23 protein-coding genes, 6 tRNA genes and 1 pseudogene are annotated in these 25,651 nt (G+C 51.2%); 17 read left to right on the top strand and 13 right to left on the bottom strand.

The window, feature by feature from the left end; all coding sequences use genetic code 11:
* A pseudogene (locus tag OGY19_RS03895) lies at window positions 1–347 on the top strand (IS1-like element IS1A family transposase); the annotation flags it as partial.
* Between the two features lie 34 nt (window positions 348–381).
* Here OGY19_RS03895 and glk read toward each other — a convergent pair.
* Window positions 382–1,347, bottom strand: a complete 966-nt coding sequence (gene glk, locus OGY19_RS03890) for a glucokinase (protein ID WP_115601706.1) — start codon at window positions 1,345–1,347, stop codon at window positions 382–384.
* Window positions 1,348–1,551: 204 nt separating this feature from the next.
* On the opposite strand from glk, the gene OGY19_RS03885 reads away from it, so the two are divergent.
* On the top strand, window positions 1,552–2,787 hold the full coding sequence (locus OGY19_RS03885; RefSeq protein WP_061068246.1) for an ion channel protein: 1,236 nt from the start codon (window positions 1,552–1,554) through the stop codon (window positions 2,785–2,787).
* On the opposite strand, the gene OGY19_RS03880 is transcribed toward OGY19_RS03885, so the two are convergent.
* Window positions 2,788–4,440, bottom strand: coding sequence for an alpha-keto acid decarboxylase family protein (locus OGY19_RS03880; RefSeq protein WP_115601705.1), 1,653 nt, complete (start codon window positions 4,438–4,440; stop codon window positions 2,788–2,790). It lies immediately after the preceding gene.
* Between the two features lie 183 nt (window positions 4,441–4,623).
* On the opposite strand from OGY19_RS03880, the gene mgrA reads away from it, so the two are divergent.
* From mgrA to OGY19_RS03850, 6 genes are all read left to right on the top strand, one after another.
* Entirely contained in the window at window positions 4,624–5,613 is a 990-nt protein-coding gene (gene mgrA / locus OGY19_RS03875; protein ID WP_048211004.1) for an L-glyceraldehyde 3-phosphate reductase, read from the top strand.
* Window positions 5,614–5,750: 137 nt separating this feature from the next.
* Entirely contained in the window at window positions 5,751–6,077 is a 327-nt protein-coding gene (ypeC, locus tag OGY19_RS03870; RefSeq protein WP_048211003.1) for a DUF2502 domain-containing protein YpeC, read from the top strand.
* A gap of 277 nt (window positions 6,078–6,354) precedes the next feature.
* Window positions 6,355–7,560 carry a PfkB family carbohydrate kinase gene (locus tag OGY19_RS03865; RefSeq protein ID WP_048211002.1) on the top strand — a complete coding sequence of 402 codons (1,206 nt, stop codon included), beginning with the start codon at window positions 6,355–6,357 and terminating at the stop codon, window positions 7,558–7,560.
* Window positions 7,561–7,604: 44 nt separating this feature from the next.
* On the top strand, window positions 7,605–8,567 hold the full coding sequence (locus OGY19_RS03860) for a sugar ABC transporter substrate-binding protein (protein ID WP_048211001.1): 963 nt from the start codon (window positions 7,605–7,607) through the stop codon (window positions 8,565–8,567).
* A 73-nt stretch (window positions 8,568–8,640) separates the two neighbouring features.
* Window positions 8,641–10,167 carry a sugar ABC transporter ATP-binding protein gene (locus tag OGY19_RS03855; protein WP_115601704.1) on the top strand — a complete coding sequence of 509 codons (1,527 nt, stop codon included), beginning with the start codon at window positions 8,641–8,643 and terminating at the stop codon, window positions 10,165–10,167.
* 13 nt (window positions 10,168–10,180) lie between these two features.
* Entirely contained in the window at window positions 10,181–11,173 is a 993-nt protein-coding gene (locus tag OGY19_RS03850) for an ABC transporter permease (protein ID WP_061068251.1), read from the top strand.
* A 51-nt stretch (window positions 11,174–11,224) separates the two neighbouring features.
* Here the strand turns inward: OGY19_RS03850 and OGY19_RS03845 are convergent, their stop codons facing one another.
* Window positions 11,225–12,463 (bottom strand): Nramp family divalent metal transporter, encoded by a 1,239-nt coding sequence (locus tag OGY19_RS03845; RefSeq protein ID WP_048210998.1) that lies wholly within the window; start codon window positions 12,461–12,463, stop codon window positions 11,225–11,227.
* Window positions 12,460–12,534 carry a hypothetical protein gene (locus OGY19_RS24555; RefSeq protein WP_418219455.1) on the bottom strand — a complete coding sequence of 25 codons (75 nt, stop codon included), beginning with the start codon at window positions 12,532–12,534 and terminating at the stop codon, window positions 12,460–12,462. The genes OGY19_RS03845 and OGY19_RS24555 overlap by 4 nt, the downstream gene beginning before the upstream one ends.
* 273 nt (window positions 12,535–12,807) lie before the next feature.
* Between OGY19_RS24555 and nupC the strand changes: the two genes are divergently transcribed.
* The gene (gene nupC, locus OGY19_RS03840; protein ID WP_048210997.1) at window positions 12,808–14,010 is read left to right on the top strand and encodes a nucleoside permease NupC; all 1,203 of its coding nucleotides are present in this window, start codon (window positions 12,808–12,810) and stop codon (window positions 14,008–14,010) included.
* A 147-nt stretch (window positions 14,011–14,157) separates the two neighbouring features.
* Here the strand turns inward: nupC and OGY19_RS03835 are convergent.
* Both OGY19_RS03835 and OGY19_RS03830 read right to left on the bottom strand, forming a co-directional pair.
* Window positions 14,158–14,233, bottom strand: a tRNA-Ala gene (locus OGY19_RS03835).
* 38 nt (window positions 14,234–14,271) lie between these two features.
* Window positions 14,272–14,347, bottom strand: a tRNA-Ala gene (locus tag OGY19_RS03830).
* Window positions 14,348–14,568: 221 nt separating this feature from the next.
* Between OGY19_RS03830 and OGY19_RS03825 the strand changes: the two genes are divergently transcribed.
* The gene (locus OGY19_RS03825; RefSeq protein WP_003028277.1) at window positions 14,569–14,931 is read left to right on the top strand and encodes a YfeC-like transcriptional regulator; all 363 of its coding nucleotides are present in this window, start codon (window positions 14,569–14,571) and stop codon (window positions 14,929–14,931) included.
* Between the two features lies 1 nt (window position 14,932).
* On the top strand, window positions 14,933–15,325 hold the full coding sequence (locus OGY19_RS03820; RefSeq protein WP_061068253.1) for a MerR family transcriptional regulator: 393 nt from the start codon (window positions 14,933–14,935) through the stop codon (window positions 15,323–15,325).
* Between the two features lie 56 nt (window positions 15,326–15,381).
* On the opposite strand, the gene gltX is transcribed toward OGY19_RS03820, so the two are convergent.
* A complete protein-coding gene (gltX, locus tag OGY19_RS03815; protein ID WP_048210996.1) occupies window positions 15,382–16,797 on the bottom strand; it encodes a glutamate--tRNA ligase in 1,416 nt (471 codons plus the stop codon).
* Window positions 16,798–17,055: 258 nt separating this feature from the next.
* Between gltX and OGY19_RS03810 the strand changes: the two genes are divergently transcribed.
* The 4 genes from OGY19_RS03810 to OGY19_RS03795 all read left to right on the top strand — a co-directional run bounded on the left by OGY19_RS03810 (window position 17,056) and on the right by OGY19_RS03795 (window position 17,455).
* Window positions 17,056–17,131 (top strand) — tRNA-Val (locus OGY19_RS03810).
* 46 nt (window positions 17,132–17,177) lie between these two features.
* Window positions 17,178–17,253 (top strand) — tRNA-Val (locus tag OGY19_RS03805).
* A gap of 46 nt (window positions 17,254–17,299) precedes the next feature.
* A tRNA-Val gene (locus OGY19_RS03800) sits at window positions 17,300–17,375 on the top strand.
* 4 nt (window positions 17,376–17,379) lie between these two features.
* A tRNA-Lys gene (locus OGY19_RS03795) sits at window positions 17,380–17,455 on the top strand.
* A gap of 138 nt (window positions 17,456–17,593) precedes the next feature.
* Here OGY19_RS03795 and OGY19_RS03790 read toward each other — a convergent pair.
* The 3 genes from OGY19_RS03790 to xapA all read right to left on the bottom strand — a co-directional run bounded on the left by OGY19_RS03790 (window position 17,594) and on the right by xapA (window position 20,724).
* Window positions 17,594–18,478: a LysR family transcriptional regulator gene (locus tag OGY19_RS03790; protein WP_115601703.1), complete on the bottom strand. Its 885-nt coding sequence runs from the start codon at window positions 18,476–18,478 to the stop codon at window positions 17,594–17,596.
* Between the two features lie 98 nt (window positions 18,479–18,576).
* Window positions 18,577–19,833 (bottom strand): nucleoside permease, encoded by a 1,257-nt coding sequence (locus OGY19_RS03785; RefSeq protein ID WP_101742267.1) that lies wholly within the window; start codon window positions 19,831–19,833, stop codon window positions 18,577–18,579.
* A 57-nt stretch (window positions 19,834–19,890) separates the two neighbouring features.
* Window positions 19,891–20,724: a xanthosine phosphorylase gene (gene xapA, locus OGY19_RS03780; RefSeq protein ID WP_048210993.1), complete on the bottom strand. Its 834-nt coding sequence runs from the start codon at window positions 20,722–20,724 to the stop codon at window positions 19,891–19,893.
* 291 nt (window positions 20,725–21,015) lie between these two features.
* On the opposite strand from xapA, the gene OGY19_RS03775 reads away from it, so the two are divergent.
* A complete protein-coding gene (locus tag OGY19_RS03775) occupies window positions 21,016–21,354 on the top strand; it encodes a FlxA-like family protein (RefSeq protein WP_048210992.1) in 339 nt (112 codons plus the stop codon).
* On the opposite strand, the gene OGY19_RS03770 is transcribed toward OGY19_RS03775, so the two are convergent.
* Window positions 21,345–22,271, bottom strand: a complete 927-nt coding sequence (locus OGY19_RS03770) for a LysR family transcriptional regulator (RefSeq protein WP_048210991.1) — start codon at window positions 22,269–22,271, stop codon at window positions 21,345–21,347. The genes OGY19_RS03775 and OGY19_RS03770 overlap by 10 nt on opposite strands.
* Window positions 22,272–22,360: 89 nt before the next feature.
* On the opposite strand from OGY19_RS03770, the gene OGY19_RS03765 reads away from it, so the two are divergent.
* Entirely contained in the window at window positions 22,361–23,359 is a 999-nt protein-coding gene (locus OGY19_RS03765) for a bile acid:sodium symporter family protein (protein WP_061068297.1), read from the top strand.
* On the opposite strand, the gene OGY19_RS03760 is transcribed toward OGY19_RS03765, so the two are convergent.
* A complete protein-coding gene (locus OGY19_RS03760) occupies window positions 23,356–23,574 on the bottom strand; it encodes a DUF3820 family protein (RefSeq protein ID WP_003038102.1) in 219 nt (72 codons plus the stop codon). The two genes, OGY19_RS03765 and OGY19_RS03760, sit on opposite strands and share 4 nt — an antisense overlap.
* Window position 23,575: 1 nt before the next feature.
* On the bottom strand, window positions 23,576–25,591 hold the full coding sequence (gene ligA / locus OGY19_RS03755) for an NAD-dependent DNA ligase LigA (protein ID WP_115601702.1): 2,016 nt from the start codon (window positions 25,589–25,591) through the stop codon (window positions 23,576–23,578).
* Window positions 25,592–25,651 lie beyond the last annotated feature (60 nt).

Below are 25,651 nucleotides of genomic sequence, written 5' to 3'. Positions count from 1 at the left end.
AATCGCGCCAGCGCTGGCTGTTTTACGCGTATGACAGTCTCCGGAAGACGGTTGTTGCGCACGTATTCGGTGAACGCACTATGGCGACGCTGGGGCGTCTTATGAGCCTGCTGTCACCCTTTGACGTGGTGATATGGATGACGGATGGCTGGCCGCTGTATGAATCCCGCCTGAAGGGAAAGCTGCACGTAATCAGCAAGCGATATACGCAGCGAATTGAGCGGCATAACCTGAATCTGAGGCAGCACCTGGCACGGCTGGGACGGAAGTCGCTGTCGTTCTCAAAATCGGTGGAGCTGCATGACAAAGTCATCGGGCATTATCTGAACATAAAACACTATCAATAAGTTGGAGTCATTACCCAACCTTCCGGCACGAGTCTTACAGAATGTGCCCCAGCGTCTGGCGTAAGTGCGCGCCGGAACCAAGCAGACCTGGATTATCATGCACAATCAGATATACCGGGATATCCTGCACATAGGCTTTAAAGCGCCCTTTATCCTCAAAACCACCGCGAAAACCCGACGCTTTAAAGAATTCCAAGAAGCGCGGCACTATGCCTCCGGCAATGTACACCCCGCCAAACGTCCCCAGCGTTAATGCCAGATCGCCGCCAAACCGGCCCATGATGACGCAAAACAGCGACAGTGCACGGCGACAGTCAATACAGGAATCGGCCAGGGTGCGTTCCGTAATGTCTTTCGGTTGCAGATTTTCCGGCAAACGTCCGTCGGATTTCACAATCGCACGATACAGATTTACCAGCCCAGGACCAGAAAGCACGCGCTCCGCAGAAACGTGACCAATTTCAGCCCGCAGCACTTCCAGGATAATCGCTTCTTCCTCGCTGTTCGGCGCAAAATCTACATGCCCCCCCTCGCCTGGCAGGCTCACCCAGCGTTTATCCACATGAACCAGATGCGCTACGCCGAGACCGGTGCCTGCGCCATAGACCGCAATAGGTTTGCCCTCGACAGGCTCAGCGCCGCCAAACTGGATCAAATGCTCTTTTTTCAGCATTGGGATTGCCATTGATACGGCTGTGAAATCATTGATGATTTCCAGATGGCTAAAGCCCAGATTCTTTTTCATCTCGGCAATAGAAAATGCCCAGGTATGGTTGGTCATGGCCACCCAGTCGCCGGTTATTGGGCAGGCAATAGCGATACAGCCATCTTTGACGCTAACGCTATGCTCATCCAGGTACACGCGCACAACGGCTTCAAGGCTTGGGTAATCCAGCCCGGAATAGGTTTTCGCCTGCGAAATCTCGCCACTGGCAATATCGCACAGAGCAAGACGCGCATTGGTGCCGCCAACATCACCCACTAAAGCATATTTTGTCATTCTTCCACGGCTCCGCTAAAGTCAGAATACATCTTTGTCACACTGTAAATTCATGGGGGCATAACAACAACGCCCTGAAGGCTGATGCCCGTGGAATATCGATCCAGGTCACAGAATTACTTTATCGTTTCAGCACCTTTTGCAGCGATGCCGTTGGGCAGGCTGTGCAAACTACGTCTATGACTCTGCATTAAGGAATAGAAAATGCTCCATCCGCGAGCCAGAACGATGCTCTTGCTATCAACGCCTGCGTTGCTGATTGGTGTAGCGTCCAGCCTGGTGCTGATTGCTGTGATGAAAGTGGCTTCCGTTTTACAGCAATTTTTGTGGGAACGTCTGCCCATAAGCATCGGTATTGCCCAGGATTCTCCATTCTGGATTATTACTATGCTGACGCTTACCGGGGTGATGGTCGGGCTCATCATCCGCTACAGTCATGGTCATGCTGGCCCTGACCCAGCCTGCGAACCCTTAATTGGTATGCCCGTTTCGACGTCTGCATTGCCCGGACTGCTGGCCGCCCTGATAATTGGCCTCGCGGGTGGCGTCAGTTTGGGTCCAGAGCACCCCATCATGACCGTTAACATTGCGCTGGCAGTGGCGATTGGTAGCCGCATGTTTCCGCGAATTGCAAAGCTGGACTGGACCATCCTCGCCTCTGCTGGCACCATCGGGGCGCTATTTGGTACCCCGGTTGCCGCTGCGCTGGTCTTTTCGCAAACGCTGAACAGCTCCAACGATGTCCCCCTATGGGATCGTCTGTTCGCACCGTTAATGGCCGCCGCGGCAGGTTCACTCACCACCAGCCTGTTCTTTCATCCCCACTTTTCATTGCCTATCGCGCACTATACGCAGATGCATCTGGTCGATATCTTCAGCGGCGCGGTCGTTGCTGCCATTGCTATCGCGGCGGGGATGGTGGCCGTGTGGTGCCTGCCTCGTTTGCACCATCTGATACATCGCCTGAAACACCCGGTGCTGATCCTCGGCGTTGGAGGCTTTATCCTCGGTATTCTGGGTGTTATCGGAGGACCACTAACCCTGTTTAAGGGCCTGGATGAGATGCAGCAAATGGCATTTAGCCAGACACTGGGAGCCTCGGACTATTTCATGCTGGCGGTGATAAAGCTGGCTGCGCTGGTTGTGGCTGCAGCGAGTGGTTTTCGCGGTGGGCGGATTTTCCCTGCGGTATTCGTTGGCGTCGCGCTGGGGCTGATGCTGCACGCCCATGTCGAAGCCGTTCCTGCCGCGATTACGGTCTCCTGCGCCATTCTGGGATTGGTACTGGTCGTCACTCGTGATGCATGGCTGAGCCTGTTTATGGCGGCAGTGGTGGTGCCGGACACCACCCTACTACCGCTGTTGTGCATCGTTATGCTTCCGGCCTGGCTGCTCTTAGCCGGAAAACCAATGATGATTGCTGACCATCCCGATAAGTAGCTATCCCCCGTTGCGGGATTCCAGCGCACGGGTCACCGTGCGCAAGAGTTCTGGAAGGTCAGCCTTCGGCAACACCACTTCTATCAACGAGAGGCGTTGCGGTTTTGCCAGACGAGCCAGAACCTCTTCCAGTTGGACAGCCTGCTTCACGCGCCAGCATTCCGCCTGACATTCACGACTTAGCGCCTGTGGCACCAGCGTCCAGCTCCATCCGGCTATATCATTGTATCGCTGGTTCGCACCATGAATGGCACGTTCCACGGTATAACCGTCATTATTGAGCAGTAAAATAACAGGAGTTTGCCCGTCTCTAAGCATGGTTCCCAATTCCTGAATGGTGAGCTGTGCCGCACCATCGCCAATAATCAGGATCACCCTACGGTGCGGGAAGGCTGTTTGCGCCCCAAATGCAGCAGGCAAAGCGTAACCGATTGCCCCCCATAGCGGCTGGACCAGAACCTCCGCCCCGGCAGGAAGTGACAGCGCAGCTGCGCCAAATGCTGCGGTCCCCTGATCGACAAGGATAATGTCGTCGGGGGCCAGATACTGTTGCACCGTATGCCAGAAATTTTCCTGCGTCAGAGGGCCTTTCTCAACCTGCAGACGCCCGGCACAAGGACGTTCAGGCGGAAGCGAAAACGACATTTCCAGGCACAGTTCCCGTAGCGTAGTAACCGCCTGTTCCATCGGGATGTTAAACCAGCTTCCCCCAACCCGCGACGCATGGGGTTGAACCTCAATAGTGCGCTCGGGAGGTAAGTTTTGCGTAAACCCGGCGGTCAGCGTGTCAACAAACCGGGTACCGACGCAAATAATCGTATCAGCATCTTCTATCGCCTTACGCACATAATCACTGCTGGCCCCCGCACTGTATGTGCCCACAAACGCAGGATGCCGCTCATCAAACAATCCTTTGCCTATCAACAGCGTGGCATGAGCCATCGGCGTTTCCGTCATCCAGCGTTGTAAAACGGGCTGCAAGCCAAATCGTAGCGCGAGAAAATCGGCTAATAGCGACACGCGTGAACTGTCCAGCAACTGCTCACGTGCATGATAGCGAAACGCAGCAGCTACACTACTTTCCGGCTCGCTCAAGGGAACAATGAGTATGTCACTCGGTGGTGTAGCAGGTTGTTTCGCAACATCAGCAGGTAGCATCAGGTAACCCGGTCGTCTTTCGGTTAACATCGCTTGCAACACGCGGTCAATTTCATAGCAGGCATTTTGTTCATCCAGCACTGCACTGGCGACCGTCACTGACTGTTGCATACGGTAGAAATGCTGAAAGTCACCGTCGCCGAGAGTGTGATGCATTAACTCGCCACGACGCTGAGCGCTGCGACATGGGGCCCCGACAATATGCAGGACAGGAACGTATTCCGCGTAACTTCCTGCAATACCATTAATTGCGCTTAACTCGCCCACACCAAAAGTGGTAAGCAGCGCTCCCGCTCCGACTACCCGGGCATAGCCATCCGCGGCATACGCCGCATTCAATTCATTCGCACACCCGACCCAACGCACGCTTGAGTGCTCAATGACGTGGTCAAGAAACTGTAAATTGTAATCGCCCGGCACACCAAACAGATGGTCAATGCCACAGCCTGCCAGCCTGTCCAGCAGATAATCAGCAACGGAATACGGGGTTTGCATGACAGCTATCCTTCTGACGGTAACCTCATGTTGAGTATCGAAGAACTGCGTTGACTGTCCAGGAATGTCGCTGCGAAGGAGGTGGAAAGCAGGATGTACAGTTTTGGCGATTTAAATTTCCTTGAAGAATCGATTGTGTAACCGTATACACTGAAAGACACATATGTTCTGGAAGGAGGCGACATGGTTTATCAGGCTAACGAAAATCGCTATCACACAATGGAATACCGCCGCTGCGGTCAGAGCGGGCTCAAACTGCCGATTGTCTCTCTGGGTTTGTGGCACAATTTTGGTGATACCACTCAGGTCGAAAACAGCCGGACCTTATTACAGCGCGCCTTCGATCTGGGGATCAGCCATTTTGATCTGGCGAATAATTACGGCCCGCCGCCGGGTTCGGCTGAACGAAACTTCGGTCGCATCCTGCAGGAAGATTTTTTATCGTACCGGGATGAACTGATAATCTCGACCAAAGCGGGCTATACCATGTGGGAAGGTCCCTACGGTGATTGGGGATCGCGCAAGTACCTGATTGCCAGCCTCGATCAAAGCCTGAAACGTATGGGACTGGAGTATGTTGATATCTTCTATCATCACCGCCCTGATCCCCAAACTCCGCTCAGAGAAACCATGAACGCGCTGGATCATATTGTGCGTCAGGGGAAAGCGTTGTACGTAGGACTCTCTAACTATCCGACTGATCTCGCCAGACAGGCGATCGAAATACTCGATGATTTAGGGACGCCATGTCTCATCCACCAGCCGAAATATTCCATGTTTGAGCGCGAGGTTGAGAGGGGACTGCTATCACTCTTACAGGAGAAAGGTGTGGGCAGTATCGCCTTTTCCCCGCTGGCTGGCGGGCAATTAACTGACCGCTATCTGAACGGTATTCCGGCGGATTCCCGGGCAGCGAGCGCCAGTCGTTTTCTCAACCCAGACCAAATCACCCCACAAAAACTGGAAAAAGTCCGTGCTCTTAATGCGCTGGCCGAGCGCCGGGGACAAAAGCTGTCCCAAATGGCGTTAGCCTGGGTTCTCCGCGATGATAAGGTGACGTCAGTACTGATTGGTGCCAGCAAACCTGCGCAAATTGAAGATGCCGTTGGCATGCTGGCAAACCGTCATTTATCTCCCGAAGAGTGTGCGGAGATCGACGCCATCCTGGGTTGATGGAAATAAAGACACATTTATTAACAAAAAGTGCGCTCTCTGACGATTTAAGAGTTAAGGCGATGAAACGGGGCTTTACTGCCCCGTAATATTGCGTTAACAGGCCGGCTACGGCTCGATCGTGAAGGAGAGAAAGAATGTTCAGGTCACTGATTCTGGCGGCAGTGTTATTGGCTTTTGCACCGCTGGCCGCAAACGCTGGCGAAATCACCCTGCTGCCGTCGATTAAATTACAAATTGGCGATCGCGATAACTACGGCAACTACTGGGACGGTGGGCGCTGGCGTGACCGGGATTACTGGCACCATAATTATGAATGGCGTAAAAATCGTTGGTGGCGTCATGACAACGGCTATCATCGCGGCTGGGATAAGCGCAAAGCTTATGAGCGTGGCTATCGTGAAGGCTGGAACGATCGCGATGACCATCGCGGGCGTGGACATGGCCACGGGCACCGCCATTAATGTAACAAATCCCCATCATGCGGGGAGTACTGCTCACAAAAATCATCGAGTTACCCAAGGCCTGTGTCTATACCCAGGCCCTTTTTGCATCACGCTTCGTCAATCGCCAGATGACGAGCAGTCACATCCGCTCCCCCCTGTTTTCCCGTAAATTTCCTGTTCATTTCACAAATTCGCAAAATCGGAAAAAAAAATTCCGATTTATCGTGTTTTTTTTGAACTTTGCGCGATAAATATTAACATTAATTTAATATTATAAAACCTGGGGTGAGCGCTAATGAAAAAACAAGAAAGACAAAAGGCCATTCGGGTTAAGTTAGTAACCGATAAGAAGGTTTATGTTAGCGAATTAGCAAAGGAATTATCTGTCACAACTCGCACGATCCGTAATGACTTAAATGAATTAAGTCAGAATAGTCTTTTCTCGTTATTTCATGGTGGTGCACAAATAAAAAGCGCACCTGATGAATCATTATTTGAGCAGTCTTTCACCAACACCATATTGAATGGGTTCAAAAGCCACAAAGAAATTACATCGGTTTCTGCTCATGCCAAGCAAAATAGCTATATTGATGATAGCATTTACATACTTGGTTCATTTAATATAGATATTGTTTCTGAAACGACGACATTTCCTCAGATTGGCCAGACTATCCGAGCGTCTGCAACCCGTTTTTATGCCGGAGGCAAAGGCACAAACCAGGCAGTTGCCGCAGCTAAAATCAATAATAATGTTCATCTTACCGTTAAGTTAGGAGCCGATGAGTTTTCAAAAAAAGCCAAAAGATATTTAACCAATACTGAAATTTCTTCTTTTTCTTTTTTTGAAAATGAAATGTCATCCACGGGCATTGCAATGGTATGGGTTTCAGGTGCCACAGGTGACAATATGATCAGTATCGATCTTGGGGCCAATGAAACATTTACCCAGGAAGATATTCTATTGGATATTGATACCATTCGTAATTGCAAAGTTTTTTTAACTCAGCTGGAGAATAATTTTCCGATCACGCGTTTCGCTATCATGCAGGCAAAACTCGGAAAATCGCTGGTTGTCCTGAATCCGGCACCTTATGTTTCAGAGATCAAAGAAATATTGCATTTAATTGACATTATTACGCCGAACAAAATTGAAGCTGAAGCGTTATCTGGTATCAACATTGTTGATATCTATTCGGCCAAAAATGCCGCCAGGAGCATTTATGTGCAAGGCGCAAAATGCGTCATTATCACGTTAGGTAGCGACGGTTGTCTGATCTTTGATGGCACAGTTTTCACTCATATTCCTGCCTATAAATCAGCCGTCGTCGATACCAGTGGAGCAGGCGATGCCTTTACCGGGGCACTGGCTGCATGCATTGCAAACGGTAAAGGACTCATCAATGCAGCGCAGTACGCTTCTGCGTTTGCCTCGTTGAAAGTTGAACGTAAAGGTGCATCAAATATGCCCAACAATTCACTCGTTTATCATCGTATGCAGTAGCTGTTTAGAGCATCATTCAGCCCCTACACCTATAGGATAATTTCATGAAAAATAAAATGTTTTATCGTGTTATCGGTGCCACAGTCGGTTTAGCGCTTTCCGCCACTTTCACCGTCCCCGCTTTTGCCGCCGATACTCAGACGCATAAACCTAAAGTCGCGCTGGTGATGAAGTCACTGGCAAATGAGTTTTTCCTGACCATGGAAACCGGAGCAAAAGAGTATCAGAAAAAAAATGCCGACAAGTTTGATTTGATTTCTAACGGCATCAAAAACGAAACGGATACGGCAAATCAAATCCAGATCGTTGAACAAATGATTGTCTCGAAAGCCGACGCGATTATCATTGCGCCATCAGACTCGAAAGCCCTTGTACCGGTCATAAAGAAAGCAATTGATGCAGGTATTATTGTCATCAACATTGATAACAAATTTGATGACAGTGTGCTTAAAGATAAAAACCTGAATATTCCTTTTGTTGGCCCGGATAACCAAAAAGGTGCAAAAGAAATTGGCGATTATTTAGCGAAGCATCTTAAGGCCGGCGATCAGGTTGGTATTATTGAAGGCATCCCTACCTCCAGCAACTCTCAGCAACGTACTCTGGGCTTCCAAAATGCGATGGCGCAGGGCGGCATGAAAGTCGTTTCTGTGCAATCTGGCCAATGGGAAATTAACAACGCCAATGCGGTCGCGGCGGCAATGTTAAGTGAGTATCCTGATATCAAAGCACTGTTAGCCGATAACGATAATATGGCATTAGGTGCCGTTTCTGCCATCCGCTCTGCCGGGAAAAAAGGACAGGTTCTGGTTGTCGGCTATGACAATATCGAAGCGATTAAGCCAATGTTAAATGACGGTCGTGTTTTAGCAACTGCGGACCAATTTGCCTCTCAACAAGCTGTATTTGGTATTGATGCCGCCCTTGATGCCTTAAAAAATGGCAAAAAACAGAGTGAACTCTCTAGCAACGTAGAAACACCAATAAAACTGATCGTCAAACAATAAGCGGAAAACAGTGCGCCGCTGTGGTACTGCCATCAATTGAGTATCAGAGCGGCTTACCGGATAAGGCCAGAATATGAAAAGTGGGCAAGAAATCCTCTCAATACAGGGGGTAGGTAAAACCTACAGTGAACCTGTTCTGGTGGATGTGACGCTAGCATTATATCCAGGAAAAGTACTGGCCCTGACGGGAGAAAACGGTGCCGGGAAAAGTACGTTATCAAAAATTATTGGCGGGTTAACCAACGCAACGACCGGGAAAATGGTTTATCAGGGGCAGCCTTACGCACCTGCGAACCGAAAAGAGGCGGAAAAGCTGGGTGTTCGCATGGTTATGCAAGAACTCAATTTACTGCCTACGTTGTCGGTTGCAGAAAATTTATTTCTCGAACAACTTCCGCATCGATTCGGCTGGATCGATCGAAAAAAGCTAGCAGAAATGGCCCGTCCGGTGATGGCAATGGTTGGGCTGCAATCGGTCGATCCAACTACGCTGGTGGGCGAATTGGGTATTGGTCACCAACAGATGATCGAAATCGCCAGAAACCTGATTGGTGAAAGCCGGGTACTGATTCTGGATGAACCGACAGCCATGCTCAGTAGCCGTGAGGTCGAACTGCTGTTTAAACAAATAGCGCTCTTCAAAGCCCGGGGCGTTTCAATAATTTATATTTCTCACCGACTGGATGAGCTTGCGATGATTGCTGATGACATCGCGGTGCTACGTGATGGTCATTTGGTTTGCGTGGACGATATTAAACGCTATACCCGCGATCAACTTGTTTCGTTGATGGTCGGCCGCGATTTAGAAAGTTCATTTGATTTAAGTGGACGCCAGGCAGGTCAACCCATTCTGAAAGTGGAAAATTTTAAGCGTGGGAAAATCATTCGGGACACGTCGTTTACCTTGCACAGTGGCGAAGTGCTCGGCATTAGTGGCCTTGTCGGCTCTGGCAGGACAGAGCTGCTACGCGCTATTTTTGGCGCAGACAAGATAGACAGTGGCACATTACTGATTGGTACGCCACTTAAACCGGTGGTGATCCGTTCGCCTGCACAGGCTATCCGACATGGTATTGCATTAGTCACGGAGGATCGTAAAGGTGAAGGGCTTCTGTTACCACAGTCGGTTGCCGCAAATATCTCGTTGGGTAACAGCGACAAAATTAGCCATTTGTCGGTCGTTAACACATTGAGTGAAACCACATTAGCGAATAAACACATTAAAAGCTTAGGCGTTCGTACAACGAACACTTCACAGGCCGTGGAAAGCCTGTCAGGTGGTAATCAGCAGAAAGTTCTCATTAGCCGGTGGCTGGAACGAGACTGTGAAGTCGTCTTATTTGATGAGCCGACTCGCGGTATTGATGTGGGTGCCAAGCAAGATATTTATCAATTGCTGAATACGTTAACGGCTAAGGGAAAAGGTGTTGTTGTCGTTTCCAGTGACCTACGCGAACTGATGCTGGTTTGCGATCGTATTGCGGTCATTTCCGATGGCAAGTTAGTGAACACATTTACACGTGATAACTGGAGCCAGGATCGCATTTTAGCGGCTGCATTTTCGGCCTATCAGCATTCAGAAGAGACTGTCAGCGAGTAGCCGGGGATAAAAAATGAAAAACAATTTTGCGACAAAACAAGCGGCAGCAGAGAAAAGAAATACACCGACGTCATGGAAAGGCCTAAGTAGCTATATCGGGTTGCTCGGGGCGTTAGCCGCAATGATCGTCCTATTTTCATGCCTCAGTTCTCATTTCTGGAGCATGAACACTTTCAGCACTATTGCAAATCAGATCCCCGATTTAATCGTCATGTCGGTGGGGATGACATTTATCTTAATCATTGCCGGCATCGATCTTTCCGTTGGATCGTTGCTGGCGCTTGCTGCTGCAGTCGTCAGCGTCACCTATTTAAATTTTCATTGGACGCCCTGGCTGGCCGCACTTTCAGGCGTAGCACTCGCCACATTCGTTGGGGCACTAACGGGTCTGATTACCGTTGCCTGGCGTATTCCGGCGTTTATCGTCTCACTGGGTGTTCTGGAAATGGCCCGCGGAGCAGCGTATCAGTTAACTGACTCGCGGACCGCGTATCTCGGTTCTATTTATGATTATTTAGCCGACCCCATTCTCTTTGGCGTCTCCCCTTCTTTTATTATCGCGATCGTTGTCATTGTTGCCGGGCATCTGGTGCTGACGCGAACCGTATTTGGTCGCCATTTGATCGGTATTGGCACCAATGAAGAAGCCGTTCGATTATCAGGTATAAATCCAGGTCCCTATAAGATTGCAGTCTTTGCCTTGATGGGGGGATTATCCGGTCTGGCCTCGCTGTTTCAGGTTGCCCGCCTTGAAGCCGCCGACCCCAATAGCGGCGTTGGCATGGAACTACAGGTGATTGCCGCAGTTGTGATTGGTGGCACAAGCCTGATGGGAGGACGTGGCTCTATTATCTGTACGTTTCTTGGCGCGCTGATCATTTCCGTTCTGGCTGCGGGACTGGCGCAAGTTGGCGCAAGCGAACCGACAAAACGTTTTATAACAGGAGCAGTGATAATCGTTGCAGTGGTACTTGATACCTACCGTAGCCACTTAAATAAAAAATAATCATGAGGGTTACCCGGCTTGACCGGGTAACCACAGCGGATGAAAGCCCTGCTACAATCCGAGCACGGTCCCGACCAGCAACCAGATATTCAGTGCCACGACCAGCACCACAATCACCCAGCCAACCTGTTTTACCCAACGGCTATTAACTAAATCCCCCATCAGTTGGCTGTTGCTGGTAAAAATCAGTAGCGGTACCAGCGCCAGAGCGATACCAAAACTGAGTAATACCTGACTCATCACCAGTATCCGGGTGGGATCAAGCCCCATTAAAATCACAATAAATGACGGCATCATGGTGACGCTACGGCGCACCCAGAGCGGGATATGAAAGCGGATAAACCCTTGCATGACCACCTGCCCCGCCAGCGTGCCAACCACGGTAGAGGAAAGCCCTGCCGCCACCAGACTTAGACCAAACACGGTTGCCGCAGCATGACTTAACAGCGGTTCAAGCGTCAGATAGGCCTGGTCCAGGTCTGCGATACCAGTATGCCCGCTAAAGTGAAACGCGGCTGCTGCAGTCGCCATCATCGCCAGATTGACAAATCCGGCAATCGTCATGGCGATAGCCACATCCCATTTCGTCGCTGCGTAACGCTGCTGGCGCGTACCACCGTGCAAATGCTGGGTTAAGGAGGAGTGCAGATAAATGACGTGCGGCATGATGGTGGCGCCAAGCACACCGGCCGCCAGGAACACCGCTTCAGAATTAGGCAGGCTCGGTATAACCATCCCTTTGCTCAGCTGCGCAAGGTTCGGTTGGGAAAAGATCAGCTCGACAATATATGCCGCAGCCACGAACAACAACAAACCGCCGATCACTTTTTCCAGGGGTTTCTGCCCGCGGCGCTGCAGCATCAGAATTAAAAATGTCGCAATACCCGTGAGCACAGCCCCCTGCAGCAGCGAAACGCCAAGGATGAGTTTAAAGCCAATCGCAGCGCCAATAAATTCTGCAAGATCGGTCGCCATCGCAATAATTTCGGCCTGTACCCAGTAAAACCAAACCACTGGACGAGGATAATGATCACGGATCTGTTCCGCCAGGTTTTTGCCGGTGGCAATGCCAAGCTTGGCCGATAGCACCTGAATCAGCATCGCCATCAGGTTTGCCCAGACCACAACCCACAACAGTTTGTAGCCAAAGCTAGCCCCTGCCTGGATATTGGTAGCAAAGTTACCTGGATCGATATAGCCGATCGCCGCGATGAACGCAGGTCCCATTAATGCGAGCTTCAACTTGCGCGCTGCCCGTCCACTGCTACTCTCAACGCGATCGTTAGTCATTTTAGTGCCTCAGAAACATAGCCTTTGCTATGTTTCAAGCTACGCCTATTGAGAATGATTATCAAATTCATTTTAATGGGTGAAGTTGATTTCTCTGATAGCGTTTGTCTATGGAACGGTAAGAAATTTAGAAATGCCGGTAAGATGTTTGATTATTGTTATGAGATTAGCACAGTGACATAACTTTTCACTTCCATACTAAACATAACAGAAGTGTATCATCGATCACTAATTTTGAATCTCGTCACAGGTCCTTATTATAGTGTGTGTTTGATCTCGTTTTCTTTACTGTTGTTACATAGAATGTGCACGAAAACTAAATCTGCCTCAAATTTGGAGCAAATATGGACCGCGTTCTTCACTTTGTCCTGGCCCTTGCCGTGGTTGCGGTACTCGCACTGCTGGTAAGCAGTGACCGTAAAAAAATCCGCATTCGTTATGTTATTCAATTGCTTGTTATCGAAGTGTTACTGGCATGGTTCTTCCTGAACTCTGATGTCGGCCTGGGCTTTGTAAGAGGCTTCTCCGAGATGTTTGAGAAACTGCTCGGATTCGCTAATGAAGGGACTAACTTTGTCTTCGGCAGCATGAACGATAAAGGCCTGGCATTCTTCTTCCTGAAAGTGCTGTGCCCTATCGTCTTTATCTCCGCCCTGATCGGTATTTTGCAGCATATCCGTGTTCTGCCGGTTATCATCCGCGCGATTGGTTTCCTGTTATCCAAAGTGAACGGTATGGGCAAGCTGGAATCATTCAACGCCGTCAGCTCCCTGATCCTGGGTCAATCCGAGAACTTTATCGCCTATAAAGATATCCTCGGTAAAATGTCTCGCAACCGCATGTACACCATGGCAGCAACGGCGATGTCTACCGTTTCCATGTCTATCGTCGGCGCGTACATGACCATGCTGGAACCAAAATACGTTGTTGCTGCGCTGGTTCTGAACATGTTCAGCACCTTTATCGTTCTGTCACTGATCAACCCTTATACCGTTGATGCCAGCGAAGAAAATATTCAGATGTCCAATCTGCACGAAGGTCAGAGCTTCTTCGAGATGTTGGGCGAATACATTCTGGCAGGCTTCAAAGTTGCGATTATCGTTGCAGCAATGCTGATTGGTTTCATCGCGCTGATCGCTGCCCTGAACGCCCTGTTCGCTACCGTGACCGGTTGGTTTGGCTACAGCATCTCCTTCCAGGGCATCCTGGGTTACATCTTCTACCCGATTGCGTGGGTGATGGGTGTGCCGTCCAGCGAAGCGCTGCAGGTGGGCAGTATCATGGCAACCAAACTGGTTTCCAACGAATTCGTCGCAATGATGGACCTACAGAAAATCGCCTCTACGCTCTCTCCGCGCGCTGAAGGCATTATCTCTGTGTTCCTGGTTTCCTTCGCGAACTTCTCTTCTATCGGTATCATTGCAGGTGCAATTAAAGGCCTGAACGAAGAGCAAGGTAACGTGGTTTCCCGCTTTGGTCTGAAACTGGTATACGGTTCTACGCTGGTCAGCGTACTGTCTGCTTCCATTGCAGCACTGGTGCTGTAAGACGACATCAATACAGCCGTTACCAAACCGGGGAGATTCTCCCCGGTTTTTTTATGTCTGTTATCCAGCAATATAAGCAAATAAACGAGAAACGCAGGCAGGAATCAAATGCAAAAAACCCCCGCTTTTCAGCGAGGGTTTCAATTTTGGTGGAGCTAAGCGGGATCGAACCGCTGACCTCTTGCATGCCATGCAAGCGCTCTCCCAGCTGAGCTATAGCCCCACGATGCGTTTACGTACCAAATTCATTGGGATTAAATTTGGTGGAGCTAAGCGGGATCGAACCGCTGACCTCTTGCATGCCATGCAAGCGCTCTCCCAGCTGAGCTATAGCCCCGTCACGTAAAGCTTGTCGAGTTGACGGGCGGCATCATATGAATTCCCTTCGCGTGTGTCAACGGCAAAATTAACTCATAGAATTCAATCGCTGAAAAAGCAGGCAAATGGAGAACATTGCGCAACAACTCGCATTCAGTAGTTAAACGCGTCACGGTTTCTACTAAAATGGTGCTATAAAATGAGCCACTAATTAACCCCACGACCATTCAGGGAATCGTTATGTTCAAGGAACGGATGACGCCAGAAGAACTTGCTAATCTGACCGGATACAGCCGACAGACCATCAATAAATGGGTGCGCAAGGAAGGTTGGGCTACCTCACCCAAACCCGGTGTTCAGGGCGGTAAAGCCCGTCTGGTTCACGTTACCGAACAAGTTCGTGAATACATTCGCAGCGCTGAGCGTTCAGCGGAAGGCTTATCAGATAATTTATCTTTATCCGGTGACACCTCCATCGAAGCTCTACTGATAAGACTCGCCAAAGAAATGACGCCATCAGAACAGAAAATGTTTACGTCGCTGATCCTGCGTGAAGGCATTACGGGTTTGTTACAACGCTTAGGGATTCGCGACAACAAATAATATGAAAAAATTACGCAGTAAAATGACCACCGAAGAGCTGGCTGAATGTCTCGGTGTCGCCAAACAAACCGTCAATCGTTGGATCAGAGAGCAAAACTGGACAACCGAAAAGTTTCCCGGTGTTAAAGGTGGTCGCGCAAGGCTTATTCATATTGATGCCGGCGTCCGAGAGTTTCTTCTCAATATTCCAGCTTTTCGCAAGGCACCGGAATTTTACCAGGCAGAAGAACCGCTTGCCGAGTATACACACGTGGTTCGCAGTCACGCCTGCCGTCAGATAATCAGCGCACTGGATAACATGTCGCCAACGGAACAGGAAAAGCTGGCGATGTATATTTCGCGCGAAGGTATTCGCACTTTCCTGACCCGTCTGGGCATTGATGAGTCTGAATAACAGGCAAAAAAAACGGCAGGATGCGCCCCTGCCGTTTTTTTATCGATCACTCTGTCTTATTGCTGACTTTCACGCTCAGCAATAAACGCGAGCGCCTTGTTAATACGTTCAATGCTGCGAGATTTACCAATCGCATGCACCGTAACGTCTAACGCCGGAGACTGACCCGCACCGGTTACGGCTACGCGCAGCGGCATCCCGACTTTACCCATGCCCACTTCCAGCTCATCAGCGGTTGCCTGAATCGCGTGGTGCACGTTTTCCGCGGTCCATTCACTGATAGCAGCCAGTTTGTCGCGAACCACTTCCAGTGGCTGACGCGCAACCGGACGCAGGTGTTTCTTCGCCGCATCGGCATCGAACTCAGCAAAGTCTTCATAGAAATAGCGGCAGCTCTGCGCCATCTCTTTCAGCGTCTTGCAGCGTTCACCCAGCAGTTTTACCAGCTCAGACAACTGCGGGCCGACGCGCGTATCGATATTTTCCTGCTCAATGTGCCACTGCAGATGCGTCGCCACATATTCTGGCGCCAGTGCATTAATGTAGTGGTGGTTCAGCCACTGCAGTTTTTCAGTGTTAAATGCGCTCGCAGACTTGCTCACCGCACCAAGAGAGAACAGCTTGATCATTTCTTCACGGGTGAAGATCTCCTGATCGCCGCTGGACCAACCCAGACGTACCAGATAGTTCAGCAACGCTTCCGGCAGGTAGCCGTCGTCGCGATACTGCATCACGCTGACCGCACCGTGACGTTTAGAGAGTTTTTTGCCGTCGTCGCCGTTGATCATCGACACGTGCGCGTAAACCGGCACCGGCGCGTTCAGCGCTTTCAGGATGTTGATCTGACGCGGGGTGTTGTTGATATGGTCTTCACCACGAATGACGTGGGTGATTTCCATATCCCAGTCATCAACAACGACGCAGAAGTTATAGGTCGGGGAACCATCTGTACGGCGGATAATCAGGTCGTCCAGCTCCTGGTTGCTGAATTCGATCGGCCCACGGATCTGATCATCAAAAATAACGGACCCATCCTGCGGGTTAGCAAAACGCACCACGCAAGGTTCATCAGCAGCGTGATGTTCGTGACCGTGACGGCAGCGACCGTCGTAACGTGGTTTTTCACCTTTTGCCATCTGTTCTTCACGCAGCTGTTCCAGACGCTCTTTGGAGCAGTAGCATTTATATGCCGTCCCCGCTTCCAGCATCTCATCGATGACAGCATTGTAACGATCAAAACGTTTAGTCTGGAAATACGGGCCTTCATCCCACTCCAGATTCAGCCAGTTCATGCCATCCATAATGGCTTCAATAGCTTCCGGCGTGGAGCGTTCGAGATCGGTGTCTTCAATACGCAGCACAAACTCACCGCCATGGTTACGTGCAAAAAGCCAGGAATAAAGAGCAGTACGCGCACCGCCGACGTGCAGGTAACCTGTCGGGCTTGGCGCGAAGCGAGTTTTGATTTTCATGAAATGGCCTTACGTTTATAAAGATGCCGACAACCGGCAAATCCAGGGAAGATTATCAGGCTGGTATTCTATCACTGTGGTCTGATTCCTCAATGTTCATCGGGTTGGAACATCACGCTTTGCCATTTTCGTATACAAATCATGCGACATGGATTGTTTTGCGATCGTTTTGTTTAAATTTACGACGAACGAACAATTTCTTTAGAAAATGCGTTGACTCATTTTCAACTCTCCCTATAATGCGACTCCACACAGCGGGGGTGATTAGCTCAGCTGGGAGAGCACCTCCCTTACAAGGAGGGGGTCGGCGGTTCGAACCCGTCATCACCCACCAACTACTTTACGTAGTCTCCGCCGTGTAGAACAAGAAATTGAGAAGTGGGTGATTAGCTCAGCTGGGAGAGCACCTCCCTTACAAGGAGGGGGTCGGCGGTTCGATCCCGTCATCACCCACCACTTTCTCGCCAGCTGGATTTCTTGTTAAAATGTGAAGTACCGAAGTGGGTGATTAGCTCAGCTGGGAGAGCACCTCCCTTACAAGGAGGGGGTCGGCGGTTCGATCCCGTCATCACCCACCACTTCGGGTCGTTAGCTCAGTTGGTAGAGCAGTTGACTTTTAATCAATTGGTCGCAGGTTCGAATCCTGCACGACCCACCAATGTAAAAAAGCGCCCTAAAGGCGCTTTTTTGCTATCTGCGATTTATACAATTGCCTGATGCGCTACGCTTATCAGGCCTACTGACAATACTCCCCTCGTAGGCCGGATAAGACGTTAGTCGCCATCCGGCACAGACATCATACCGTCAAAGCCGCCACCAGTTTTTCCAGCGCTGGCGTGGCCTGCTGCTGTTCATAGACAATATACAAATCCGCCGGAATACGTTCTTCTAACGGCCGGAATACCACGCCAGGCCAGCTCATCTGGGCATAGCTATCGGCAATCAGCGTAATCCCAATCCCCATGCTAATCATCGCCAGCACCGTTTGCGGCTCCCTCACCTCACGAATAATCATCGGTGAAAATCCGGCGCTCAGGCAAACGCGCTGTAAAAATGCCCAGTCGGTATGAATGGAGGGCATCGTGACAAAATATTCATTTCTCAACGCTTCCAGCGGTACGGATTCACAGGCGGTAAGAGCATGTTCTTCCGGCATGGCCACCAAAAATGAGGATTCATGTAAGCGCAGGCTGGTAAATCCGGGAGAAGGTTCAGTAGCCATGCGCCAAATTCCCGCATCCAGTTCACGTCTTTCTAGCATCGTCATCTGCATGGCAGGCATGTTCTCGCGAAACTGCACCTCAACGTTGGGATTTTCCTTCAGAAAACGCCGCATCACCGGACGCATTTTTCCCCACATTGCGGTACCAATGACGCCAAGCTCAATTCGGCCTGCCTCACCGCGACCAATCTGTTCCACTCGTGCCAGCGCCTGATTAGCACTGGATAACAGTCTGCGCGATTCTTCCATCAAAATTTTTCCGGCGTGGGTTAACGCCACGCTGCGGGAATGACGGATAAATAGCAACGTGCCGAGCTGCTGTTCCAGCTCTTTGATATGCGTACTGAGCGACGGTTGCGACATATTCAGGCGAGCAGCAGCGCGTCCAAAATGCAGTTCTTCTGCGACGGCAAGAAAATAACGCAGTAACTTCAGATCGATGCGGTGCGTGCGTTCCATGGATAATGCGCTCCTGAGTGAAGAATAATGCGCAAAGTTACCATATTGCATCGCAGAAAATGAAACGGCGGGTATCAGAACCCGCCGCTAAAGGAGCATTAATGTGCCGGTGATTTCTGCGCCAGTCGTTCAGGCTCATGCTTATATTTAAAGAACAATGCAAAGATAACCGCCAGGACCAGCGCGTAAGCGGCAAACACCAGCCAGATAGTTTGCCAATCCTTGACGCCATCGACAGAAAAATAGTCCACCGCCATCCCGCTCAGGATTGAACCCACCCATGCGCCAATGCCATTTACCATCGTCATAAACAGCCCCTGGGCGCTGGCGCGAATGCTTGAGTCAACTTCCTGCTCGACAAATACCGACCCGGAGATGTTGAAGAAATCAAACGCGCAGCCGTAAACGATCATCGACATAAGCAGCAACACAAAGCCAAACGGGGACGGATCGCCAAAGGCAAAGAAGCCAAAGCGCAGCGTCCACGCCAGCATGCTCATCAGCATCACCGTTTTGATGCCAAAACGTTTGAGGAAGAACGGGATAGTGAGGATAAAGCCCACTTCCGCCATCTGAGAAACCGACAGCAAAATGGAGGGATATTTCACCACAAAGCTGTTGGCAAACTCAGGGTTACGGGCGAAATCATGCAGGAACGGATTACCAAAGACGTTGGTAATTTGCAGCACCGCCCCCAGCATCATGGCAAACAAAAAGAAAATTGCCATGCGCGGATTTTTAAACAAAACAAACGCATCCAGCCCCAGCTTACTGGCCAGCGTGGCGGATTCTTTTTTCTCCGCAACCGGTATTTTCGGCAACGTCAGCGCATACAGAGCCAGCAGCAGCGATGCGCCTGAAGCGATATACAGCTGCGCGCTGCTCAGCTCCAGCCCCATTAAGCTGACCGTCCACATCGCCACAATAAAGCCAATCGTGCCAAATACACGAATTGGCGGGAACGCGGTGACCGGATCCTGACCCGATTGTGCAAGGCATGAATATGAAACGCTGTTCGATAACGCAATCGTCGGCATATACGCCATCGCGTTAACCAACATCACCCAGAACATGGTCTGTGGATCGGTAACGGTTGTGGCGTACAGCAACACGCCAGCACACACCAGGTGACACAGCATATAAGCGCGCTCGGCACGCAGCCACTTATCGGCGATGATCCCCATAATGCCCGGCATAATAATCGCTGCCAGCCCTTTCGAGCTGTAGACCATACCCACATTCGCGCCGGTAAAATCCAGGGTGTTAATCATGTAAGAACCCAGGGTAACCAGCCAGCTACCCCAGATAAAATATTGCAAAAACGACATGAGCTTTAAGCGAGATGCGATACCCATTTTTCCGTTCCTTGCCAAAAAAGTAAGACCCCGCAAGCGGGGTCATGTTTTAATTATTCAGGCCAGTTTGCGCAAAAAGCCGCAGATCAGATTGATAAAATTCTGCTGTGAGAGTTCCGCTGCCGCCAGCGTCTGCGCGTGAGATAACTTCACATCCCCCAAACCTTCCGCCAGGTTGGTGATGGCAGCCACCGCAACCACTTTCAGACCGCAGTGGCGCGCAGAGATAACCTCAGGCACCACCGACATCCCCACCACATCGCCACCAATGATTTGCATCATGCGGATTTCTGCCGCGGTTTCAAAGTTTGGCCCCGGATAAGAGACAAATACGCCTTCGCTCAGCGGGAAACCTTCTTCTGCGGCAACGGTTTGCAGGATTGCACGATAGTCAGCATCATAGGCATTCGCCAGCGAAAAGAATCGCTCGCCAAAACGCTCATCGTTAAGTCCCACCATCGGTGTACCCGGCATCGTATTGATGTGATCGCTAAGCGCAACCAGACTACCCGGCCCAACTTCAGGGCGGAGGGAGCCTGCGGCATTGGTACAAAATAACAGTTCACAGCCCAGCAGCTTCAGTGTGCGAATGGCATCGGTCATCACCGTCATGCCGCGACCTTCATAAAAATGCCCACGCCCTTTCATACAGGCCACTGGAATACCGGCCAGATTTCCCAGCACCAGCTCACCGGCATGACCATGTACGGTACTGACAGGGAATCCCGGCAATTTCTCGTAAGAGATGGCCACTGCATCCTCGATTTGATCCGCCAACGCGCCGAGGCCTGAGCCAAGAATAAAGGCTACGCGCGGCGTGAAATCGGGTTTGCAACTACGAATGATGTCGGCGCTGTACCAGGGATTTTGCGAGAAAAGAGAGTGACTCATGAGATGTCCTTAATACTGAGTAGTCGAAAATAATGTCGCGTACCGCACTGTTATAGCGAGACTACGCAATCGATTACCAATACCGTTTATCCCGACAACCGATAGTAAATCGGTATGGATGAGTCGCACTAAACCAGCCTGAAATCACATTTTTTTCGGGCCAGAAATGGCACAGAAATAGAGATACATGCAGATTTGGGATTTTTATTATTAAACTCTGCTCGGCCGTATTGTCGCTGAAGTTCTGTTCACTAATGCCGATACTCATGTTTTATGGCGTGAGGAATCCGTATGACAACTATCAACGTTTCCACCCCAACTGTTCAAAGCAGTAGCGGCGGAAAAGCACCAGCCGGGAATGATATCTCCGCACAGATTGCGCAAATCACCCAAAAGATAACTAAGCTAACCCAGCAGCTCAAAGATATCCCCAACAGCAGTGGCACTATTGAGCAGAAACGCGAGCAGCAGGAACTTATTCAGACCCAAATCAAGATGTTACAAGCCCAGTTGGATCAATTGTTGCGTCGGCAGGCCGAGGAGTCGCAGCAAAAGCAAAGCGCCGATCAGAGAAAAGCTGAAGGCATCAACACGGCTTCCGACCAACATCAGGTCGATATTTATATCTGATACAACGGATCGCGGGCACGACCGGCGGTTAATTCACTGGCCTGCATTCGCACCACGTCCCACAATGCCTGAGCGGCGGTTGAGAGAGAGCGATTTTTGCGCCGCGCCAACATCAGTTGTCGTTCCACAACAGGCGTCAGGCGCTTAACCTGCAAGTGGCTACCCTGCGGTAAGGGGAGCGCCAGTGCGGGCAGCACGCTGATGCCAATCCCCGCTTCAACCATCGGGAACAGCGTGGCGGGATGACCAATCTCCTGAACAATATTGGCATCAATGGAAAAATGGGCCAACGCCGCATCGATCAGCGGTCGGCTGCCGGAAGCGTAATCCTGTAACACCAGACGTTCGTGGTACAAATCCTGCCAGTTTACCCACTCACGTTGGGCTAACGGATGATCATGGCGACACAGCAGCAGGAACGGTTCGGATAGTACGGCTTCACACTGCAGATCGGTCACGGCACCCGGGTCAATCACAATGCCAAAATCCACCTCTCCCTGACGAATACTCTCCAGTACCCACTGCTGTGGCCGGTCATGCAGCACAAAATCGATTGCCGGATAAAGCTGGTTGCTCTGCGCAATACACTGCGGAATGAGATGCGCGGAAATCGTCTGGCTGGCAGCAACCCGCACCGTACCGGTTAACTGCGTACCCACCTGCCCGGCTTCACGCAGCGTACTGTGCAGTTCATCCAGAATGCGTTCCAGCCGTGCCGCCAACTGGTGTCCGGCTTCCGTGAGCACCACCTCGCGCGTTGTACGATCCAGTAGCCGGACACCCGTCTGCCCTTCCAGCTCTTTTACACTATGACTAACCGCCGACTGGCTTAAGCCGATGATATCCCCCGCCCGGCTAAAACTTTTGGCCTGAGCGACGGTGACAAAGATACGTAATTGACGCAAAGAATAATTCATCGATTCTATTCATATATAGATGCAATAAATCAATTTTATTTCTCAAACGGAAAAACGCAAAATGTTGCTACCGAATTTCAGGAGTCTTTATGAAACTTTTTCGTATTCTTGATCCGTTCACGATAACGCTGATTACCGTTGTTTTATTGGCGTCGTTTTTCCCGGCCGAAGGTGGCTTTGTGCCTTTCTTTGAAGGCTTAACCACCGCCGCCATTGCGCTGCTGTTTTTTATGCACGGCGCCAAACTCTCTCGTGAGGCGATTATTGCCGGCGGTAGCCACTGGCGTTTGCATCTGTGGGTGATGTGCAGCACGTTCGTTGTCTTCCCGGTGCTGGGCGTCCTGTTCGCCTGGTGGGCGCCCGTCAACGTTGACCCGATGCTGTACACCGGATTCCTGTACCTGTGTATTTTGCCCGCCACGGTGCAGTCGGCTATCGCCTTTACCTCAATGGCAGGCGGTAACGTTGCCGCCGCCGTGTGTTCCGCTTCGGCCTCCAGTCTGTTGGGTATCTTTCTTTCGCCGCTGCTGGTAGGCCTGGTCATGAATATGCATGGCGCAGAAGGCAGCCTGGAACAGGTGGGGAAAATCATGCTGCAGCTGCTGCTGCCGTTCGTGCTGGGGCATCTCTCGCGACCGTGGATTGGCAACTGGGTGTCAAAACATAAAAAATGGATCGCAAAAACGGATCAATCTTCCATTTTACTGGTGGTTTACTCCGCCTTCAGTGAGGCCGTGGTTAATGGGATCTGGCACAAAGTGGGGGTCGGTTCACTGCTGTTTATCGTGGTTGTTAGCATCATATTGCTGGCAATCGTGATTGCTATCAACGTCTTTGTCGCGAGGAAATGCGGTTTCAGCAAAGCTGATGAAATCACTATTGTCTTCTGCGGATCGAAGAAAAGTCTGGCCAACGGGATCCCCATGGCAAACATCCTGTTTCCGACATCGGTAATTGGTATGATGGTGCTGCCATTGATGATTTTCCACCAAATTCAGCTGATGGTGTGCGCCGTGCTGGCGCGTCGCTACAAACAACAGACGGACGCGCTGCAGGCGCAGCAGAAGAGCCGCGCCGCGAAGGCCTAAAGCGGGCGTTTCAGGGGCTGAACCAGCTGCGTCAGCCCCTCGGTTTTAATCAGCAGCGTGATTTGCATCAGCTCACCCAGTTTGCCCGGCGGAAATTCATCCTTACGGGCAAACCACAGCAGATACTCTTCCGGAACGTCAATCAGCCGACGCCCTTTATATTTGCCAAAGGGCATGACGGTATTGGCGATTTCAACCAGCTGCTCTTTTTCCATCTCAGGCACCCAGCAAGCGGATCATTTCAGCTTCGTCGATAACGGCAATGCCCAACTCCTGCGCTTTTGCCAGTTTAGAGCCCGCCGCTTCCCCCGCAATCACTAGATCGGTTTTCTTCGACACGCTACCGGCCACTTTTGCCCCCAGCTCGGTCAGACGCGCTTTGGCGTCATCGCGTGACATCAGGCTCAGGCTACCGGTCAGCACAATCGTTTTACCGGCAAACGGGCTGTCGATTTCTTCAGCGTTGATAACCACCGGCGCTGGCCAGTGAATCCCCTGCTCCAAAAGCTGGACGATCACCTCGCGGTTACTCTCTTCGGCAAAGAAATTAAACACGTGGGTCGCCACCACGATGCCGACATCCGGCACTTTTTGCAGCTCTTCAACAGAGGCGGCTTCCAGCGCGTCGAGCGTGCCGAAATATGCAGCCAGACCTGCAGCCGTGGCTTCGCCGACTTCTCGAATGCCCAGAGCATAGAGGAAACGGGCAAACGTGGTCTCTTTCGCTTTTTCCAGCGCATTCACTACGTTTTGCGCCGACTTCGGCCCCATGCGATCAAGGCCGGTCAGCTTACCTGCGGTCAGCGTGAAAAGATCCGCTGGCGTGTGGACATACTCTTTCTCGACCAGTTGATCGATAATTTTGTCGCCCATGCCGTCGACATCCAGCGCACGGCGGGAAACGAAGTGTTTCAATGATTCCTTCCGCTGTGCCCCGCAGATTAAACCTCCGGTACAACGAGTAACCGCTTCGCCTTCCACACGCTCAACGTCAGAGTTGCATACCGGACAGTGGGTGGGAAACTCGATTTCGCGGGTATCGTCCGGGCGCTCGGAAAGCACGACGTTCACTACCTGCGGGATGACATCGCCCGCACGGCGAATGACGACTTTATCGCCAATACGCAAACCAAGACGCTCAATTTCATCCGCATTGTGCAAGGTGGCGTTACTGACCAACACCCCGGCAACCTGAACTGGCTCAAGGCGGGCGACAGGCGTAATCGCCCCGGTGCGTCCAACCTGAAACTCAACATCGCGGACAAAGGTCATCTGCTCCTGTGCCGGGAACTTAAAGGCCACCGCCCAACGCGGCGCGCGGGCAACAAAACCCAGTTGTTCCTGCAAGGCCATGGAGTTGACTTTGATCACCACGCCGTCAATATCGAATCCCAGCGTCGGTCGGTCTTCTTCAACCTTATGATAGTAAGCAAGTACTTCCTCCGGAGAGTCGCAAAGCGCCACTCTGTCGCTCACCGGCAATCCCCACTCTTTAAATTGCAGCAGGCGACCCAGATGGGTATCAGGCAGCTCGCCGCCTTCCAGTACGCCGACGCCATAGCAAAAGAAAGTAAGCGGTCGCTTCGCTGTAATACGTGGATCGAGCTGGCGCAATGACCCAGCCGCCGCGTTACGCGGGTTAGCAAACACTTTGTTGCCAGTACGGCGGGCCTCTTCGTTGATTTTTTCAAACCCGGCCTGCGGCAGGAACACCTCGCCGCGCACTTCCAGACGCGTCGGAATGTTATCGCCGCGCAGTTTTAACGGGATCGCACGAATGGTGCGCACGTTCGAGGTAATGTCTTCCCCGGTGGTGCCATCGCCGCGCGTTGCGGCGCTAACCAGCACACCGTTTTCATAGAGAATACTCACCGCCAGCCCGTCAAGCTTCAGCTCACAGCACCAGGTTAGTTTATCCGTGCTCTTCAGCCGGTCCTGTACGCGCTTGTTGAAGGCGAGAAAACTCTCTTCATCAAACACGTTATCCAGCGACAGCATGGGCACTTCATGGCGAATCTGACTGAACGCTGTTAACGGGGCGGCGCCAACGCGTTGGGTTGGCGAGTCAGGGGTAATAAGGTCCGGATGCTGCGCTTCCAGCTCGCGGAGTTCGCGCAGCAGACGATCGTATTCCGCATCGGGAATTTCCGGCGCGTCCATCACATGGTAGAGATACTCATGATGGCGAAGCGTGGTTCGCAGTTCTGTCAGTTGTTGTTCGATTGATTCCATATCGCACCATCAATGATAAAAAACCCCCGACAGGCGGGGGTTCAGAAAGGAGAGGTCACG

The organism is Citrobacter sp. Cy070, assembly GCF_030332245.1.
GTDB lineage: Bacteria > Pseudomonadota > Gammaproteobacteria > Enterobacterales > Enterobacteriaceae > Citrobacter > Citrobacter youngae.
This window is presented reverse-complemented; position numbering and strand designations above follow the sequence as displayed.